Consider the following 17369-nt stretch of genomic DNA (forward strand, 5'->3'; position numbering starts at 1 on the left):
AGGCTCACGACGGCCCGGCCCGCCAGGCCCTGTTGCAGACCATCCCCGGCGTCGGCCCGGCCGTCAGCATGACCCTGCTGGCCGACCTGCCCGAGCTCGGCGGCCTCGACCGCAAGGCCGTCGGCAGCCTGGCGGGCCTGGCGCCTCATCCCAACCAGAGCGGAACCCGGACCGGCCCCGCCCACATCGGCGGCGGCCGGCCCTGCGTGCGCGCCGCCCTCTACATGGCCGCCGTCAGCGCCGCCCGCTCAGACAACGGCTTCAAGCGCGAGTACCAGGCCCTCCGCGCCGCCGGCAAACCCGCCAAAGTCGCGCTCGTCGCCATCGCCAGGAAGATCGTCGTCGCCGCAAACGGCATGCTCAAATCCGGACAACCCTGGCAGAAGCCCGCTTGACCCAACACAGTCGCCGGATAAGCGCTGCGCGCTTTCCGGGATGACGACCTTTGTGGACTTTGGATTGGAAGAGAAGCCCTCAGCTCTTCAGGCGATACCCGCTGCGGAACAGCGCCCAGCACCACAGGAAGAGGCCGACCGTCAGCACCGCCGTGACCACCACGCCGATGGCGATCGAACCATCCGCGTGGCCGATGAAGCCGTAGCGGAAGCCGTCGATCAGATAGAAGAACGGGTTGAAGTGGCTGGCCGTGCGGAACGGCTCGGGCAGCTTGTCGACCAGGTAGAAGGTGCCCGACAGGAAGGTCATCGGCATGATGGCGAAGTTGGTCACCGCCGCCAGCTGGTCGAACTTCTCAGCCCACAGGCCGGCCAGCACGCCGGCCAGGCCCAGGATCAGGGCCGCGCCGACGGCGAAATAGAAGATCGCCCACAGGTGCGAGATCTGCAGGCCCGCGCCCGGCAGCACGCCGATCACGGCCGCCGTCACCGCGCCGACCACGACGCCGCGGGTCGCAGCCCCCAGGCCGAAGGCGGCCACCTGCTCCAGCGGGGTCAGGGGCGGGGTGAGAAAGTCCGAGGTCAGGCCCATCATCTTGGCCTGGATCAGCGACGAGGACGAGTTGGCGAAGGCGTTGTTGAGCACCGCCATCATGATCAGGCCCGGAGCCACGAAATGGCCGAAGGTCACGCCCTCGACCGCCGGGCGGCTGGCGCCGACCGCGACCACGAACACCAGCATGTAGAGCAGCGTGGTGACCACCGGGGCGGCCACGGTCTGCATGCCCACCTTCCAGAACCGGCGGATCTCGCGCTGATAGAGGGTGAGGAACCCGCTCCAATTCCAGCCGTGATAGTCGCGCGGCTGCGGCGGAACGACGCTGTCTGCCATGTCTCTCATCGGCCTGATCCTGGAAATTCCTTCGCCATGTGCGCCTGGGAAGGGTCGGGCGCAAGCGTCCCGCTTCGAGAATCAATATATTGTTTCTGTGGACAGAGTACCTGGCGCCTATTGTGCGTCTTAACGCATTCTTTACACTATGTGGTAGGTCAGCCGCCGGCGGGGCGTGCTGTACACCAGATGTAGGGTCATGGCGAGGTGGGGTTCTCGTCGTGGCGCCTTTTTTAGGCGGAGAAGGCCATGAGCTGGACTGACGAACGGGTCTCCACCCTCAAGAAGCTTTGGCTGGACGGGCTGTCCGCCAGCCAGATCGCCAAACAACTCGGCGGGGTCACCCGCAACGCCGTGATCGGCAAGGTCCATCGTCTGGGCCTGTCGGGTCGCGCCGCGCCGTCGCAACCGGCTCGCCCGGCCTTCAAGGCGCCGCGCCCGGCTCGTCCGGCCGCCACCGCCATGCCGGCCGCGCCGCGCCGCGTGGTCGCCGCCGAACCGGTCGCCCCGGCCCCGGTTCCGGTCGCCGCTCACCAGCAGCCGTCGGTTCCGGTCCTGCGCAACGAAGCCCCCGGCTCGGCCACCGTGCTGACCCTCGGCGCCCACATGTGCAAATGGCCGATCGGCGACCCGTCGTCGGACGGCTTCACCTTCTGCGGCCGCCGCTCGTCGGAAGGCCCCTACTGCGTCGAGCACGCCCGGGTGGCCTACCAGCCGCAGCAGACCAAGAAGAAGGGCGGCGCCACCGAGCTCGCCCGCTCGCTGCGCCGCTACATCTAGCGCCGGCAAAAAACGACAAGAAGAGAAGCGTCGGCAAGGCGCTCTCGCCATGCAGCCCTCCCCGTTCCGCGGGGAGGGCTTTATGTTGTCTGCGATGACCGACCTCGCCCCCGATTCCAACGCGCCCGCCTATTCCGTCTCGGAACTGGCCTTCGCGCTGAAGCGCACGCTGGAAGACCGCTACGGCTTCGTGCGGCTGCGTGGTGAGCTGTCGAAGGTCACCCATCACTCCAACGGCCACGTCTACCTGACCATCAAGGATGACAAGGCCGCCATCGACGGCGTCGTCTGGAAGGGCAATGTGCGAGGCCTGGGCGTGCGGCCCGAGCACGGGCTCGAGGTCATCGTCACCGGCAAGATCACCACCTATCCGGCCGGTTCGCGCTACCAGATCGTCATCGACAGCATGGAGGCCGCCGGCGTCGGCGCGCTGCTGGCGCAGCTTGAACGCCTGAAGGCGAAGTTGGCCGGCGAGGGCCTGTTCGCGGCCGAGCGCAAGAAGCCCCTGCCCTCGATGCCGGCCGTGGTCGGGGTGATCACCAGCCCGACCGGCGCGGTGATCCGCGACATCCTGCACCGCATCCGCGACCGCTGGCCCTGCCGCGTCATCGTCTGGCCGGTCGTGGTGCAGGGCGACGCCGCCGCCGGCCAGGTGGCCGGCGCGATCCGGGGCTTCAACGCCCTTACGCCCGGCGGTCCGGTCCCGCGTCCCGACATCCTGATCGTGGCGCGCGGCGGCGGTTCGGTGGAGGACCTCTGGGCCTTCAACGACGAGGCCCTGGCCCGCACGGTGGCCGAGGGGACCATCCCGCTGATCTCGGCCGTCGGCCACGAGACCGACACCACCCTGATCGACTTCGTCTCCGACCGCCGCGCGCCCACCCCGACCGCCGCCGCCGAGATGGCCACGCCCGTGCTGGCCGAGCTGCGGGGCCTGGTTTCCGACTACGACCGCCGCCTGTCGCGCTGCGCCGGGCGGGTGGTCGAGGAGCGCCGCACGCGCCTGCAAGCCGCCGCCCGCGGCCTGCCCCGCCCCAACGACCTGCTGGCCCTGGCCCAGCAGCGGTTCGACATCGCCGCCGGCCGGCTGGACGCGGCCCTGGCCCGCAACACCTCGGTCCACGCCCAGGACCTGCTGAAAGTCACCGCCCGCCTGTCGCCCGAGGCCCTGGCCCGCCAGCGCCAAGCCAAGGCCGAGCGCCTGTCCGACCTGTCGCGCCGCCTGGACCTGGCCGCCCGTCGCGCGCCCGAGCGCGCAGCCCAGCACGCCCGCCTGCCGGCCCTGTGGGATCGCCTGAACGCCGTCGCCCGCCGCCGCCTCGACCGCGAGGCCGATCGCCTGGCGGGGCTGGACAAGCTGCGCCAGTCGCTGAACCCGGAACGCCCGCTGGAGCTGGGCTTCGCCTTGGTGCGCAAGATGGACGGCACCCTGGCCCGCTCGGCCGCCGACCTGGCCGCCGGCGAGCGTGTGAACCTGAAGTTCAAGCTGGGCGAACGCGACGCGGTGATCGACGGCGAAGGCTCGACGCCGCCGCCTCCCCCGCCCGCTCCTGTCGTGCAGGCGGCCCCCAAGCCCGCTCCGCGCCCGAAACCCGCGCCCCCGCCGTCGCCCGGCCAGGGCGATCTGTTCTAGTCCCGCGCTTTGGCGTAGAAGAGTCCCATGAACGCTTACGATCGCGACATCGGCAAATCCGGCCTGGCCGTCCTGCACTATGGCGACGGCGACTTCGCCGTGCTCAGCCCCGGCCAGTACGTGGTCTGCGCCGTCACCGGCGCCAAGGTGCCGCTGGAGGCCCTGCGCTACTGGAGCCCCGAGCTGCAGGAAGCCTACGCCACGCCGAAAGAGGCGTTGAAGCGCTGGCAGGAGACCAAGGCCTGAACCGCCGGGGGCTTCTCGCCGTCCTGGTCGGCGCCGCCCTTCCCCTCGCCTTCTCCGCCCGCGCCGCGGCGCCTGGCCTGACGCTGAATGGACGCCTGGAACAGGGCGGCTACGTCGTCGGCCGCACCGCGCCCCGCGCCGACGTGCTGGTGGACGGCGTTTCGGTCACCCAGAGCTCGGCCGACGGCTGGTTCGTGGTCGGCTTCGACCGCGACGCCCCGCCGACGGCCGAGATCACCGTGCAGACGCCCGACGGCTCGGCGAGCCACCGCGTGGCGATCGCGCCCGGCACCTTCGACATCCAGCGCATCGACGGCCTGCCGCCGTCGCAGGTCACGCCCGACGATCCGGCCCTGCTGGCCCGCATCGCCGCCGAGGGCGCGCGCAAGGCGACGGGCTTTTCCAGCCGCATCGACGGCGACTTCTTCCGCACCGGCTTCATCTGGCCGGTGAAGGCCACGCGCCGCTCCTCCAGCTTCGGCGGCCAGCGCATCCTCAACGGCGAGCCCAAGCGCCCGCACTACGGCGTCGACCTGGCCGCGCCGGTCGGCACGCCCGTGGTCGCCCCGGCGGCCGGCGTCGTCGCCTTCGCCGAGACCGGCCTGCACTTCGAGGGCGGGCTGATCCTGATCGACCACGGCCAGGGCCTGATCAGCGCCTATCTGCACCTTTCCCGCATCGAGGTGACTCCCGGCCAGCGGGTGGCCCAAGGCCAGCTGATCGGCGCGGTCGGCAGGGAGGGTCGGGCCACCGGTCCGCACCTTTGCTGGCGCCTGAAGTGGCGCGATCGCAACCTCGATCCCAGCCTGTGGGTCGCCGACGCAGGAATGCGACAGTGAACGGCGCAAACTTCACCATTTGGGGACAGCACCTATCGACAGCCCCCTGTCGTTATGGTTATCCCCAGCCCGCCCTGAAATTCGCGTATGAGGCGTAAACCCGCATGTCCGCGGTGCTAGACAAGCTCCGTTTCCTCCTGGTGGACGATAACCACCACATGCGGGCCATCGTCAGCACGATCCTGAAGGGCGTGGGCGTGCGCCACGTGCACGAGGCGATCGACGGGGCCGAGGGCCTGCAGATCCTCAAGGATCGGCAGATCGACATCGCCATCGTCGACTTCAAGATGTCGCCGCTGGACGGGGTGCAGTTCACCCAGCTGGTGCGCAACTCGCCCGACAGCACCGACCCGTTCCTGCCGATCATCATGCTGACCGGCTTCGCCGAACGGCACCGGGTGTTCGAGGCGCGCGACGCCGGCGTCACCGAGATCGTCGTCAAGCCGGTCACGGCCCGCTCGCTGCTCGACCGCATCGACATGGTGATCTTCAAGCCGCGGCCGTTCATCCGCAGCGCCGACTATTTCGGCCCCTGCCGCCGCCGCCGCCAGGACCCGCACTACGGCGGCCCGTTCCGCCGCGGCACGGACAAGGGCGCGATCGAGCTTTAGCTCACCCTTCTTCCCGTCATTCCCGCCCTTGTGGCGGGAACCCCTGGTTCCGCTGGCACGTGAGACGCAAGCGGACTGCTCAGCAGTCCGCCCCAATTTCCCTTGCGGCTGACAGAGGGTTTCCCGCCACAAGGGCGGGAATGACGGGAGTGAGGGACGGGCCTGTTCTCAGGCCTTTTCCGCCGCATCCCCCGCCAGCAGCGCCGCATAGACTTCGTTGGGCCAGCGGCGGTGGACCCAGAACCACTCCTCCGGCCGCTCCCGGATGCGATCTTCCATGAAGGCGTTGATCATCCGCACGCCGGCCTCGATGTCGGCCGTGCGGTCGCCGGTGCTGGGCGGAATGATCGGATCATGGACCACGGCGCGGAAGTGCGCGCCCTTGGTGCGCTGCACCGACATCGGCTGCAGCACGGCGCCAAAGCGGATGGCCAGGCGCGTCGGCCCCGGCGCGGTGCGCGAGTCGTGGCCGAAGAACGGAGCCGCGACGCCGCCGTTGAACTTCTGGTCGTTCATCAGCGCCACCGACTCGCCGCGCTTCATGGCGTCGAGCAGCTCGCGCGCGCCGTCCCCGCCCTTGGGGGCGAACAGGCGAACGCCGTAGCGGAACCGGCTCTTCTTGATGCGCTCGTCGATATAGGGGTTGTTGGCCGCCCGGTAGGTCATCTGGCAGGTGACGCCGGAATCGACGATGGCCGCCGGCATCACCTCCCAGTTCGACAGGTGGCCCGAGACGAACACCACCGGCTCGCCGTCGCGGGCGATCTGGGCCAGGCGTTCGGCGTTGACCACCTCGACCCGTCCCGTGGAGGGCAGCAGCTTGTCCATCAGCGGGAACTCGCCGAACGTCCGGCCCAGGCCGTCCCACTGCCTGCGCAGCATGTCGGCGCGCCAGGCGGCGTCCTTTTCCGGGAAGGCCAGGCGCAGGTTTCGCTCGGCGACCTTGTGGGCCCCGCTCAGCGGACCGAAGGTGCGCCCGAACCAGCCGCCCACGGCCGAGGCCGCGTCGACGCCCAGCATCCGGAACAGGCCCATGAACAGGTCGTAGCCGATGGCCTCGAGACGCCAGTAGAAATCTTGGGTGCGGGAAGCGCGGACTTGGGACATCGCCCCTTACTAGAGCGGGACAACGCGGAACGGAAGTCACCCCAGCGCAACACCTGACCTTAAGTCTTTGAAATCGTCTGATTTTATCACCCATAAATCGCCGCAATCGGGGCCATGACTGGCGCCTTTCGGTGCTTTCAGGCGACTCGGCCTCGCTTGGCGCGCGACTTGCGGCTGTCGGGGCAGACCGTTCCGTTTCGGGACGGGGGAAAGCCATCGGGGGTCAAGGGTCCATCATGGGCAATGACATCGACACTCACCTGGGCAAGCGTCTCCGCCGCCGTCGCCGGCTGCTGGGCCTGACCCAACAACAGCTGGCCGGCGCCGTGGGCGTTCGTTTCCAGCAGATCCAGAAGTACGAGTGCGGCGCCAACCGCATCTCGGCCGCGCGCCTGTGGCAGCTGTCCGAAGCCCTGGAAGTGCCGGTCGGCTACTTCTACGACGGGCTGTCGAACCTCGCCGCCCGCGAGGCCGCGCCGGCGCACAACGACTCCGAGGGCGGCGAGATGTTCGCCCGCAAGGAGACGATCGACCTGATCCGGGCCTACTACCTGCTCGGCGAGCGTCCGCGCCGCCGCCTGCTGGACCTGGCCAAGTCGCTGAACGGCGTCGAGCAGATCGAAGCCTGACCCACGCTTCAGTTGGGCGGTTCAGTGGAGTAGCGTCGCGGGCCAGGGCAGGCTAAAGCCCTGCCCATGACGCTCTCCGCCGATCGCATCGCCGCCCTCGACGCCTTCATCGTCGAGCTCAACAGCGCCTCCGCCGGAGCGATCCTGCCGCTGTTCCGGTCCGACCACGGACTGGAGGACAAGGCGGCGGGCAAGAACCTGCCGCGCGACAGCCACGCGGCGTTCGATCCGGTGACCGAGGCCGACCGCGGCGCGGAAGCGGCGATCCGCAAGCTGATCTCCGAGCGCTATCCCGAGCACGGGGTGATCGGCGAGGAATACGGCGAGGACCGCCCGGACGCCGAGTTCGTCTGGGTTCTGGACCCCGTCGACGGCACGCGCGCCTTCATCTCGGGCCTGCCCCTGTGGACCACCCTGATCGGCCTGCGCCATCAGGGCCGTCCCGTGCTGGGCTCGATCGGCCAACCCTATCTCGAAGAACTCTATATCGGCTCGGCCGCCGCCGGCTCGCGCCTGATCGCCCGCGGCGGCGAGAAGCCCCTGCGCGTACGTCCCTGCGCCGTGCTGACCGACGCCATCATCGCCACCACTGACCCTGAGGCCTGCTTTGACGGCGCCGAACTCGGCGCGTGGCGCCAGGTGCGCGCGGCCGCCAAGCTGGCCCGCCTGGGCTGCGACGCCTACGCCTACGCCATGGTCGCGGCCGGCACGATGGACATGGTCATCGAGGCCGGGCTGAAGAGCTGGGACGTCGAGGCCGCCATCCCCCTGATCGAAGGCGCCGGCGGCGTCCTCACCGACTGGCGCGGCGCCCCGATCGGCCAGCACGGCGGCCAGATGGCCATCGCCGGCGACCAACGCGTGCTGGACGAGGCGCTGGTGGCCCTGAAGCGGTCGGCGAAATAACCCCTTCTCCCCTTGCGGGAGAAGGTGGCCTGCGAAGCAGGTCGGATGAGGGGTCGAAGATCGGCGCCGCTGCAAAAGCTGATCGACCGGGCGATGAGGACGGGTCTGAGAGACCCCTCATCCGTCGCCTGCGGCGACACCTTCTCCCGCAAGGGGAGAAGGATCAGATTTTCAAACCGTCGGGCAGCAGCCGCTCGCCGGCGGCGAAGCGCTCGATGGCCACCCACTCGACCCAGACGTCCTGGCTGTTCTCGTTGATCACGAAGCGGTCGCGCGCGGTCGCCTTGGGATCGGTGGTCGTGATCTCGTAGACGAACATGATCTCGTGGCCGATGTGGCCCTCGTGCTCGTAGAGGTTCTCCAGCACGCGGGGCGGCCCGACGATCTCGATCGAAAAGCCCGTCTCCTCCAGGAACTCGCGCCGCAGGGTCTGCGCCGAGGTCTCGCCGAACTCGACGCCGCCGCCCAGCGGCCGCCAACCCTTCACCGAGCCGTCGTCGTTGCGCACCTCGGCGACCAAGAGCCGGTCTTCAAAGCGCAGCAGGCCGATGGCGACGACCCGCACCGCCTGCTTCGGCCGCCACGTGCTCATCGCGGCGCGACCGGATCGACCGTCTCGTCGAAGGCGGCCCAAAAGCGGGCGCGGCGGTCGTCGGTCTCGATCAGGATCTCGTGGAAGGCGTCCTCGATCTCGAGATAGCGGCCCTTGGGGATGCGGGCGGCGATCGCCTTCTGGGCCGAGGTCAGCACCCGGGTGTCGATCCCCGCCCCGACGATGGTCACCGGGATCGTGATGGCCTCGACGCCGGGCGCGCGGGCCAGCCAGTCGCAGGCGGAAAAGGCGAAGTCGGTCCAGCCCCAGGTGATGCCGCCCAGCGCGATATCCGGGTTGGCGCGGATCTGGGCCTGATGGCGGGCGTAGCGGGCCGCGTCGTGGGTCAGGGCGTCCTGCGGGAAGACGTGCTTGAACGGATCGCCGACGTCGCCCAGCACATAGTCGCCCCGCAGCGGCGTGCGGGCGGCCAGCCACGCCAGTCCCCGCGCCAGGAAGGCCGGCGTACGTCCGGGGTTCAGCCCCAGCATCGGGGCCGACAGCACGCAGGCCGAAAAACGGCTCTCGCCATGGGCCAGGACGAGGCTGGTCAGGCAGCCGCCCATCGAATGGCCCAGCGCGATCCACGGTTTGGGCAGGCGCGCCTCGAAGGCGGCCAGCAGAGCCTGGTAATCGCCGAGAAAGTCATGGAAGCCGGCCGCGTGGCCCTTCAGCCGGTCAGGCAGCATGCGGTGCGAGAGCCCCTGCCCCCGCCAGTCATGCACCAGGACGACGAAGCCCCGGGCCAGCAGGTCGGAGACGACCTCGTAGTACTTCTCGATCGGCTCGCTGCGGCCGGGGCTGACGACCACCGATCCGCGCGCTTTCCCCTCGGAAAAAAAACCCTCCGGATGAAATAAAGCGGCGCGGAGGGTCGCCCCGTCCGCGCCACGAAACCATTCGGCCTGGCCGTGGTCGGGAACCGGCGCCTCGGGAATCGAGACCAGAGGCGCGGGCTCCCCCATCGGCTTAGCGCAGCTTGGAGAACAGCGCCGCCATCTTGGACTGCAGCGCCATCGCCGCGCCCATGTCCGACAGCTTCAGCTTGCCGGTCATGACGGCCATGGTCGGGTCGAGCGAACCGGCGCCGATGGCCAGGAAGTCTTCCTTCGACAGGGTCATGGTCAGGTCGGCCGGACCGTCGTCGTTCGTGACCGACCCGCCGTCGATCAGGATGACGCCTTCGCCCTTCAGGTCGAACTTCAGGCTCTTGCCGAGGCCGCTGTCGTCGCCGACGGCGGTTTTGATCTTGTCGGTGATTTCCTGCAGAGTGGCCATGAAACGCGATCTCCCTCTTATTTGCGCTTTCAATAATGCGCGTGAGAACTTGGCGTGCACCCTGGCCGGGCGCGGCGCGCAAGTAAACACCGTTTAGACGCTCTCCACGCTATTTTTTGCTCTGAATGAAGCGCACCTGCGAGGGCGCGCCGGACAGGCGAATGCGGGTCGCGCCCTTGAAGTCGGAAAGCCGGTAAATCGGGGTCTTGCCGGCCAGCGGCAGGGGCTGCGCCTTGCCGTCGGGACCGATCACGGCGCCGCCGGAAGCGCCCGGAAAGCCAAAGCCCGTCATCTTCGGCGCCAGCATGGCCATCGGCCCGGCCGCCTTGCCGATGACGCCGTTGGTGGACTCCAGGACGGTCTTCAGCTCGCCGGCGTCGTACTCGGCCGCCGGCTTCAGCACCGGCTCGATGATCAGGGTCGAGCCGAACTTGGCGTCGGCCGGCGCGTCGAACTCGACCTTGGCCCCGCCCTGCAGCTGGGCCAGCGTCGGCAGGCGCTCGAAGCGGCCGTCGGCGTTGATCGGCAGAGGGGTGCGCGCCCCGCCCGCCTCGACCAGGGTCGCCTTCAGCCCGGCGGCGGGCTTGCCGTCACGGCTGAGACCGTAGGCCACGCGGGTGCGCGAGCGTTCCTGGGCCGGAACCTTGAGGAAGTTCTCCAGGTAGCTGAACACCTTGTCGGCCGGGGCCACCTTGCTCCCTTGCGCCAAGGCGACCGATCCGGCCGCCAGGGTCAGGACGGCGGCGACCAGCGCGCGCCTTGCGATACGGCGGCTCATTTCGGCTTCACGAACTTGAGGGTCATGCGGTCGCTCTCCCCGATGGCGTCGTACTTGGCGTGGTCGAAGTCGGGCTCGGCCGGCTCGCCGCGCGGCGCCGACAGGCGGGTCGGCGGCAGGGTCCAGACGCCGAACGGATGGTCCTTGGTGTCTTTCGGATTGGCGTTGATCTCGCTCGACCCGGCCAGTTCGAACCCGGCCTCCTTGGCCAGCTGCTCGACATAGGCCTGCTGCACATAGCCGTCGGCGGCCAGCACGTCCTGCACGCGGCCGGGCTCGCCCCGGTGCTCCTCGACACCCAGGATCCCGCCGGGCTTCAGCGCCGCCAGGGCGTCCTTGAAGGCCTTCTCGGCGACGCCGCCGGCCATCCAGTTGTGCAGGTTGCGCAGGAACAGCACCCGGTCGACGCTGCCCGCCGGGGCCACCGGACCGCTGCCGCGGCCGAAGGTGGTGATCTCGACCTTGCCGTAGAGCCTGGGCTTTTCCTCCAGCTTGCGACGATAGGCGGCGACGATCTCGGCGGCGGCGGGATCGGCCGGATCGGCCTCCAGCACCGCCTCGTAGAGCTTGCCGCCGGTGGCCGCCAGGAACGGGGCCAGGATCTCGGTGTACCAGCCCGCGCCCGGCCAGAACTCGACGACGGTCTGGCCCGGACGGACCTCCCAGAACTCCAGGCTCTGCACCGGATGGCGCCAGGCGTCCCGGGCCTTGTCGGCGCTTGAGCGCCAGTCGCCCGCCACCGCGCCGGCCAGGGTGGACGCGCCGCCCTTGGGCTCAGGCTTGGCGGCCTCGGTCTTGGCGGGCGCAGCCTCCTTCTTGCGGCCGCAGCCGACGAGACCGGCCGCGCCAGCAGCGCCGACAGCGGCGATCAGGCCGCGACGCGACCACGAATACGCTGGATCCATCACTCCCCCTCTACGCATGGATCCAGCCTAGGCCGCGACCTTGGCAAAAACACGCCCGCGGCCCGCGGGCTTCGGGGCCAAAGGACGCCCGATCACGCCGGCTTCTTGAAGCGCAGGGTCATGCGGTCGCTCTCGCCGATCGCGTCGTACTTGGCGCGGTCGAAGTTCGGGTCGGCCGGCTGGCCCGAGGGCGCCGACTGGCGCACCGGCGGCAGGGTCCAGACGCCGAAGGGATGGTTCTTGGTGTCCTTGGGATTGGCGTTGATCTCGGACTTGGCGTCCAGCTTGAACCCGGCCTTCACGGCCAGGGCCACGACGGTGGCGGTCGACAGGTAGCCGTCGGCCCCGGCGCTCTTCTCGTCGGCCGGATCGGCGCGGTGTTCCTCGATGGCCAGCACGCCGCCCGGTTTCAGCACGGCGAAGAAGTCGGCGAACAGCTTGTCGGCGACGCCCGGCTGGACGGTCCAGTTGTGGACGTTGCGAGCGGTCAGCACGAGGTCGGCCGAGCCCGGCGCGCCCAGCGGCGCGGCCACCGGCCCGAAGTCGACGAACTTGACCTTGCCGTACTTGGCCTCGTCGGCGAAGCGGGCCTCGAAGGCCGCGCGGCCCTTGCGGGCGCCGTCCGACAGCTTGGGGTTGGCCAGGTCGGCGACGCCGGCCACGTAGGTCCCCTTGGTGGCCTTGGCGTAGGGCGCGAGGATCTCGGTCCAGTAGCCGCCGCCGGGCGAGACCTCGATCACCGTCTGGCCGGGCTTCAGCCCCCAGAACGCCAGGCTCTCATAGGGATGGCGGGCGCCGTCGCGGGCGACGCTGGTCGGGGTGCGGTCGGGCGAGGCGACCGCGGTCTTCAGGGCCGCGTCGGCGGCCAGGGCGCCGGTGGCTGGCGCGAGCGCGGCCAGGGCGGCGAGAATGAGGAAATGGCGGCGGGCGGGCATGGGTCTGTCTCCGTCGTCGGCCCGCGTTCCGGGCGCGCCGACCTTAACCGCGCGAGCCTCCCGATCAAGCGATTCCAAAACGAAACGCCGCACCCCTTGAAGTCGAAAACCGACCTCCCAACTATTCAACCGAGGGCGCTGGCAAACCGGGCCTTCCGGATCGCAGACGAGGCCGAGATCGGGTCGTCGAAGGTCCGAACACACATCGCAACCTTGCTTGAAGAGAAGGTTCTACATCTATGCGTACGATCGACCTGTCGCCCCTTTACCGCTCGCTCGTCGGCTTCGACCGCCTGGCCGCGCAACTCGACGCCGCCGCCAAGACCGAAGCCGCCTCCGGCTATCCGCCCTACAACATCGAGCGCACCGACGAGAACACCTACCGCATCGAGATCGCCGTCGCCGGCTTCAAGCCGGAAGAGCTGTCGATCGAGGCCAAGGAAGGCCTGCTGACCGTCTCGGGCCGCAAGGCGGCCAATGACGAAGCCAAGCGCTACCTGCATCGCGGCCTCGCCGAGCGCAATTTCGACCGTCGCTTCCAGCTGGCCGACTACGTGGTGGTGACCGACGCGGCCCTGGCCGACGGCCTGCTGACCATCGCGCTGAAGCGCGAACTGCCCGAAGCCCTCAAGCCCCGCACCATCCCGATCAACACCGGCGCCGTCACCATCGATAGCGACAGCGCCAGCCTGATCGAGGGCGAACAGGCCGCCTGACGGCGTCCCGATCGCTTTCTTCCCTCTCTGTTCCAAGTCCCCTCCGACTTCGGGCGGCGCAGCGATGCGCCGCCCTTTTTCGTCTCTGCACCAGTTCTGCACGACGATCGGGCGGGCCGTGCACGGCCTCGCCGCCGGGGCTGCAAGCCGCGCGGCTATCGGAAAGGCTCCGCTGATGGGGACCTCCGATGAAAGCCTTCCGCCCGCCGCCCGCCGCCGCGCCCTTCTGGATGAAGCCGGTGGCCGCCGCCCTGCTGGTGCTGGCGTCCGACCAGCTGTTCTGGGGCTATGCCGCTGGCGCGACCCTGGGCGGCTTCTGCCTGCTGGTGACCATCGCCGTCGTCCTGGTCCATCCCGCCGCGCGCCGGGCCTGGGGCGCGCTGCTGGCCGCCGCGGTCTTCGGCGTCGTGATGATCGAGGCGCCGGGCCTGCTGGCCTTCGTCCTGTGGGCGATCACCATCGCCGTGGCGGTGCTGTCAGCCCGCGCGGGCCGGCATGAGGACGCTTGGCGCTGGCTGCAACGGCTGGCGGCCCTGCTGGTCCTGGGCCTCATCGCCCCGTTCCGCGACGTCATGAAGGCCCGCAAGCGCGCGCCGGGCTCGGGCGCGGCCCTGCGTCGCCTGCCCGTGCTGGTCCTGCCCATCGTCGGCGGCGCGGTGTTCCTGGCGCTCTTCACCATCGCCAATCCGGTGATCGCCCAGGCCGTGGCCCAGTGGCGCATCCCCCAGATCGACCTGCCCCGCATCGGCTTCGCCGTCATCGTGCTGTTCGGGGTCTGGATGTTGCTGCGGCCCAGCTTCAAGCGCCCGCTCTGGGGCCTGCCGGCCGCCAAGCCCGGCGCCGCGCCGCTACCCGGCCTCAGCGTCGCCTCGGTGGGCCTGTCGCTGGTGGTGTTCAACACCATCTTCGCCCTGCAGAACGGCCTGGACCTGGCCTTCCTGTGGTCGCGCGCGCCGCTGCCGCAGGGCGTGACTCTGGCCGAATACGCCCATCGCGGCGCCTATCCGCTGATCGCCACCGCCCTGCTCGCCGGCCTCTTCGTACTGGTCGCCCTGGCGCCCGGCTCGGCGACGGCGCGCTCGACGTGGCTGCGGCGGCTGGTGGTGCTGTGGGTGGCGCAGAACCTCTTCCTCGTCGCCTCGTCGATCCTGCGCACCCTCGATTATGTGGAGGTCTACGCCCTGACCCGCCTGCGGCTGGCGGCCCTGATCTGGATGGCGCTGGTGGGCCTTGGCCTGCTGCTGATCTGCTGGCGGATGCTGCGCGCCAGGAGCGCCGGCTGGCTGATCAACGCCAACCTCGCCGCCGCCGGCCTGGTGCTGGCCGTCTGCACGGTGGTGGACCTCGGCTCGGTCGCCGCCGCCTGGAACGTCCGCCACGCCCGCGAACTGGGCGGCGACGGCGAGGCGCTGGACGTCTGCTACCTGGAGCGCCTGGGTCCCGCCTCAGTCGTGGCCCTCAGCCAGCTCCGCGCGACCGCCCTGCCCCCGCTGCTGGCGGCGCGCGTGGCCTGGTCGCGCGAGACGGTGCTGAACGACCTGGAACCTCGCCAGGCCCAATGGCGCGGCTGGTCCTGGCGCGGCGAACGGCGGCTAAGCCAGGCCCTGCTGATCGCGCCGCGCGACCGGACCATCCCGGTTCCGGCCGGAACGCTGGACTGCCAGGGCCGCCCGATCGGCCCGAGCGAACCCGAACCGACGCCCCAACCGTACAGCGAACCGTTGACCCTGGACGTCGCAGGCGGAACATCTGCGCCATGACTCAGCCGATCCTGATCGTCGACGACGAGCCCCACATCCGCGAGCTGCTGGCCTTCGCCCTGGGCAAGGCCGGCTACGCCACGGTCGAGGCCGCCGACGGCGAGGCGGCGCTGGAGGCGATCGCCGCCCACAGGCCGGCCCTGGTGGTGCTGGACATCAACATGCCGCGCCTCAACGGCCTGGACGTCTGCCGCCGCATCCGCGCCGAGGGCCAGCTGCCGGTGCTGCTGCTGTCGTCGCGCGACGACGAGATCGACCGGGTGCTGGGCATCGAGCTGGGGGCCGACGACTACGTGGTCAAGCCGTTCAGCCCGCGCGAGGTGACGGCCCGCGTCGCCGCGATCCTGCGCCGCGCCTCGGCCGCCGCTCCGCCGCCGGCCGAGGAGCCCAAGCTGGTCAGCCATGGCCGCCTCAGCCTCGAGGCCGACGCCTGGCGGGCGGCCTGGGGCGAGACCGAGACGGCGCTGACCGTCACCGAGTTCGGCATCCTCTGGACCCTGGCCAGCGCCCCGCGCCGGGTGTTCACCCGCGACGCCATCATCGACAAGCTGCGCGGCCCGGGCTTCGCCCTCACCGACCGCACCATCGACAGCCACGTGCGCAACCTGCGCGCCAAGTTCGCCAGGCTGGGCGGCGTCGACGTGGTCGAGACCCGGCCCGGGGTCGGCTATCGGCTGGGGGCCTGCCAGGGCCAGGACGCGGAGGCGTGATCGCCGCGCTGTCGGCCTTCAAGGACGCGGTGAAACGCCGCTGGCCGGCCCTGCGCCTGCGCTCGATCCTGCTGGCGGTGCTGCTGTTCGCCGCCGCCATGCCGGCGCTGGGCGGCATCTTCCTGCGCAGCTACGAGAACACCCTGGTCCGCCAGACCGAGGCCGAGTTGACCGCCCAGGGCGCGGCCCTGGCGGCGACGGCGGCGGCCCTGTGGCCCGGCGCGCCCGCTCCCAGCGCCCTGCCCGAACCGGATCCCGAAGATCCCGCCTACTACCGCCCGGAGAAACCGAGCCTCGACCTTTCGGCCGCCTCGATCCTGCCCGAGCGGCCGACGCCGCCGCCCTCGCCCGTTCAGCCAGAGGCGGACGCGACCGCCGCCGCCGCGCGTCTCGACCACATCTTCGCCGACACCACCCGCAGCACCCTGGCGGCCGTGGTGCTGACCGACGGCCACGGCCGGGTGGTGCGCGGCCTCGGCGCCGGCGGCGACCTCTCGGCCCTGCCGGAGGTGCGCGCGGCCCTGGCCGGCGGCTCTCAGACCGTGCTGCGCCACATCGGCAAGTATCGCCAGCGCTATGCCTGGGAGTGGGTGAGCCGCGCCTCGGCCGTACGCCTGCACCACGCCCGCCCCGTCGTGATCGAGGGCCGGACCGTCGGCGTGCTGCTGCTGTCGCGCTCGCCGCGCGGCCTCTTCAAGGGCCTGTACGAGGATCGGGGCAAGCTGCTGCTGGGGGCCGGCGTCATCGTCGCGGTGCTGTTCGGCCTGGCGGGCCTGGTGTCGCGCGGGGTCACCCGGCCGATCGAGCAGCTCAGCGCCGCCACCCGCGCCATGGCCCAGGGCCGGGGCGAGGCGCCCGAGACCCCGGCCACCGCCGCCGTCGAGATCCAGGCCCTCTATGACGACTTCCGGGCCATGGCCGCGGCGATCGACAAGCGCTCGCGCTACCTGCGCGACTTCGCCGCCGCCCTCAGCCACGAGTTCAAGACGCCCCTGGCCGGGGTGCGCGGCGCCATCGAGCTGTTGCAGGACCATTATCCGACCATGAGCCAGGCCGAGCGCGAGCGCTTCCTGGCCAACATCGCCGCCGACAACGCCCGGCTGTCGGCCCTGGTCGGACGGCTGCTGGAGCTGGCCCGCGCCGACATGGCCACGCCCGAGGCGGGGGTCGCCGCCGCGCCCGCCGCCGCCGCCCGGGCCGTGGCCGCCGTCCTCTCCGGCCCGGATCTGGCCGTCACCCTCGACCTTCCGGCCGACCTGCCGCCGGTCGCCGCGCCCCTGGCGGTGATCGAGACGGTGCTGACCGTGCTGGTCGAAAACAGCCGCCAGGCCGGCGCGAAACAGGTGATTATCGAGGGCCGCCACGAGCGCGACGAGGTCGTGCTGGAAGTCGCCGACGACGGCCCCGGCGTGGCCCAGGCCGACGCCGCCCGCCTGTTCGAGCCGTTCTTCACCACCCGCCGCGCCGAAGGCGGCACGGGCCTTGGCCTGTCCATCGCCCGCTCGCTGGCCCGCGCCCATGGCGGCGAGACGGCATATGTCGCGCGCGGCTCGGGCGCGCGCTTCGTGCTGTGGCTGCCGACGGCCTGATCCCCTCCGGGCGTCTGCACGGAATCTCCACAACCGGTTCATCACCGCGCCTTGGGTCGCTTCTAGGC

20 protein-coding genes are annotated in these 17369 nt (G+C 70.5%); 12 read left to right on the top strand and 8 right to left on the bottom strand.

Annotated features, from left to right (window positions below):
• The coding region (locus tag AC07N1_RS21950; protein ID WP_494673719.1) for a transposase at positions 1 to 395 on the top strand (395 nt) is incomplete at its 5' end.
• A gap of 79 nt (positions 396 to 474) precedes the next feature.
• On the opposite strand, the gene AC07N1_RS21955 is transcribed toward AC07N1_RS21950, so the two are convergent.
• Positions 475 to 1296 carry an ABC transporter permease gene (locus AC07N1_RS21955; RefSeq protein ID WP_487292456.1) on the bottom strand — a complete coding sequence of 274 codons (822 nt, stop codon included), beginning with the start codon at positions 1294 to 1296 and terminating at the stop codon, positions 475 to 477.
• Positions 1297 to 1536: 240 nt separating this feature from the next.
• Here AC07N1_RS21955 and gcrA point away from each other — a divergent pair, with 240 nt between their 5' ends.
• From gcrA to AC07N1_RS21980, 5 genes are all read left to right on the top strand, one after another.
• A complete protein-coding gene (gene gcrA / locus AC07N1_RS21960) occupies positions 1537 to 2067 on the top strand; it encodes a cell cycle sigma 70 cofactor GcrA (RefSeq protein ID WP_494673720.1) in 531 nt (176 codons plus the stop codon).
• A gap of 94 nt (positions 2068 to 2161) precedes the next feature.
• Complete coding sequence (gene xseA, locus AC07N1_RS21965) at positions 2162 to 3700, top strand: exodeoxyribonuclease VII large subunit (protein WP_494673756.1); 1539 nt, start codon at positions 2162 to 2164, stop codon at positions 3698 to 3700.
• Between the two features lie 27 nt (positions 3701 to 3727).
• The gene (locus AC07N1_RS21970; RefSeq protein ID WP_110119052.1) at positions 3728 to 3946 is read left to right on the top strand and encodes a DUF2093 domain-containing protein; all 219 of its coding nucleotides are present in this window, start codon (positions 3728 to 3730) and stop codon (positions 3944 to 3946) included.
• Positions 3925 to 4785: a M23 family metallopeptidase gene (locus AC07N1_RS21975; protein WP_494673757.1), complete on the top strand. Its 861-nt coding sequence runs from the start codon at positions 3925 to 3927 to the stop codon at positions 4783 to 4785. Before AC07N1_RS21970 ends, AC07N1_RS21975 begins: the two co-directional genes overlap by 22 nt.
• Before the next feature lie 104 nt (positions 4786 to 4889).
• Positions 4890 to 5396, top strand: a complete 507-nt coding sequence (locus tag AC07N1_RS21980) for a response regulator (RefSeq protein WP_110119050.1) — start codon at positions 4890 to 4892, stop codon at positions 5394 to 5396.
• Between the two features lie 168 nt (positions 5397 to 5564).
• On the opposite strand, the gene AC07N1_RS21985 is transcribed toward AC07N1_RS21980, so the two are convergent.
• The gene (locus AC07N1_RS21985) at positions 5565 to 6503 is read right to left on the bottom strand and encodes a lysophospholipid acyltransferase family protein (RefSeq protein ID WP_494673721.1); all 939 of its coding nucleotides are present in this window, start codon (positions 6501 to 6503) and stop codon (positions 5565 to 5567) included.
• A 236-nt stretch (positions 6504 to 6739) separates the two neighbouring features.
• Between AC07N1_RS21985 and AC07N1_RS21990 the strand changes: the two genes are divergently transcribed.
• Positions 6740 to 7132 carry a helix-turn-helix domain-containing protein gene (locus AC07N1_RS21990; RefSeq protein ID WP_110119048.1) on the top strand — a complete coding sequence of 131 codons (393 nt, stop codon included), beginning with the start codon at positions 6740 to 6742 and terminating at the stop codon, positions 7130 to 7132.
• Positions 7133 to 7198: 66 nt separating this feature from the next.
• Positions 7199 to 8038, top strand: coding sequence for a histidinol-phosphatase (hisN, locus tag AC07N1_RS21995; protein WP_494673722.1), 840 nt, complete (start codon positions 7199 to 7201; stop codon positions 8036 to 8038).
• Between the two features lie 163 nt (positions 8039 to 8201).
• Here the strand turns inward: hisN and AC07N1_RS22000 are convergent, their stop codons facing one another.
• From AC07N1_RS22000 to AC07N1_RS22025, 6 genes are all read right to left on the bottom strand, one after another.
• Entirely contained in the window at positions 8202 to 8630 is a 429-nt protein-coding gene (locus tag AC07N1_RS22000) for an NUDIX hydrolase (protein ID WP_494673723.1), read from the bottom strand.
• Positions 8627 to 9595: an alpha/beta fold hydrolase gene (locus AC07N1_RS22005; protein ID WP_494673724.1), complete on the bottom strand. Its 969-nt coding sequence runs from the start codon at positions 9593 to 9595 to the stop codon at positions 8627 to 8629. The genes AC07N1_RS22000 and AC07N1_RS22005 overlap by 4 nt, the downstream gene beginning before the upstream one ends.
• A gap of 4 nt (positions 9596 to 9599) precedes the next feature.
• The gene (locus AC07N1_RS22010) at positions 9600 to 9908 is read right to left on the bottom strand and encodes an SCP2 sterol-binding domain-containing protein (protein ID WP_110119043.1); all 309 of its coding nucleotides are present in this window, start codon (positions 9906 to 9908) and stop codon (positions 9600 to 9602) included.
• Between the two features lie 109 nt (positions 9909 to 10017).
• Positions 10018 to 10686 carry a hypothetical protein gene (locus tag AC07N1_RS22015; RefSeq protein ID WP_494673725.1) on the bottom strand — a complete coding sequence of 223 codons (669 nt, stop codon included), beginning with the start codon at positions 10684 to 10686 and terminating at the stop codon, positions 10018 to 10020.
• Positions 10683 to 11591 (bottom strand): class I SAM-dependent methyltransferase, encoded by a 909-nt coding sequence (locus tag AC07N1_RS22020; protein WP_494673726.1) that lies wholly within the window; start codon positions 11589 to 11591, stop codon positions 10683 to 10685. The genes AC07N1_RS22015 and AC07N1_RS22020 overlap by 4 nt, the downstream gene beginning before the upstream one ends.
• Positions 11592 to 11683: 92 nt before the next feature.
• Positions 11684 to 12526 carry a class I SAM-dependent methyltransferase gene (locus tag AC07N1_RS22025; RefSeq protein WP_494673727.1) on the bottom strand — a complete coding sequence of 281 codons (843 nt, stop codon included), beginning with the start codon at positions 12524 to 12526 and terminating at the stop codon, positions 11684 to 11686.
• A gap of 239 nt (positions 12527 to 12765) precedes the next feature.
• Between AC07N1_RS22025 and AC07N1_RS22030 the strand changes: the two genes are divergently transcribed.
• The 4 genes from AC07N1_RS22030 (at position 12766) to AC07N1_RS22045 (ending at position 17301) form a co-directional block, all read left to right on the top strand.
• Positions 12766 to 13242: an Hsp20 family protein gene (locus AC07N1_RS22030; protein WP_494673728.1), complete on the top strand. Its 477-nt coding sequence runs from the start codon at positions 12766 to 12768 to the stop codon at positions 13240 to 13242.
• Between the two features lie 188 nt (positions 13243 to 13430).
• Entirely contained in the window at positions 13431 to 15002 is a 1572-nt protein-coding gene (locus AC07N1_RS22035; protein ID WP_494673729.1) for a DUF4153 domain-containing protein, read from the top strand.
• Positions 14999 to 15712, top strand: a complete 714-nt coding sequence (locus AC07N1_RS22040) for a response regulator transcription factor (RefSeq protein ID WP_494673730.1) — start codon at positions 14999 to 15001, stop codon at positions 15710 to 15712. The genes AC07N1_RS22035 and AC07N1_RS22040 overlap by 4 nt, the downstream gene beginning before the upstream one ends.
• On the top strand, positions 15709 to 17301 hold the full coding sequence (locus tag AC07N1_RS22045) for a HAMP domain-containing sensor histidine kinase (protein ID WP_494673731.1): 1593 nt from the start codon (positions 15709 to 15711) through the stop codon (positions 17299 to 17301). Before AC07N1_RS22040 ends, AC07N1_RS22045 begins: the two co-directional genes overlap by 4 nt.
• Positions 17302 to 17369 lie beyond the last annotated feature (68 nt).

It is taken from the genome of Caulobacter sp. GW821-FHT09B11 (genome assembly GCF_059418205.1).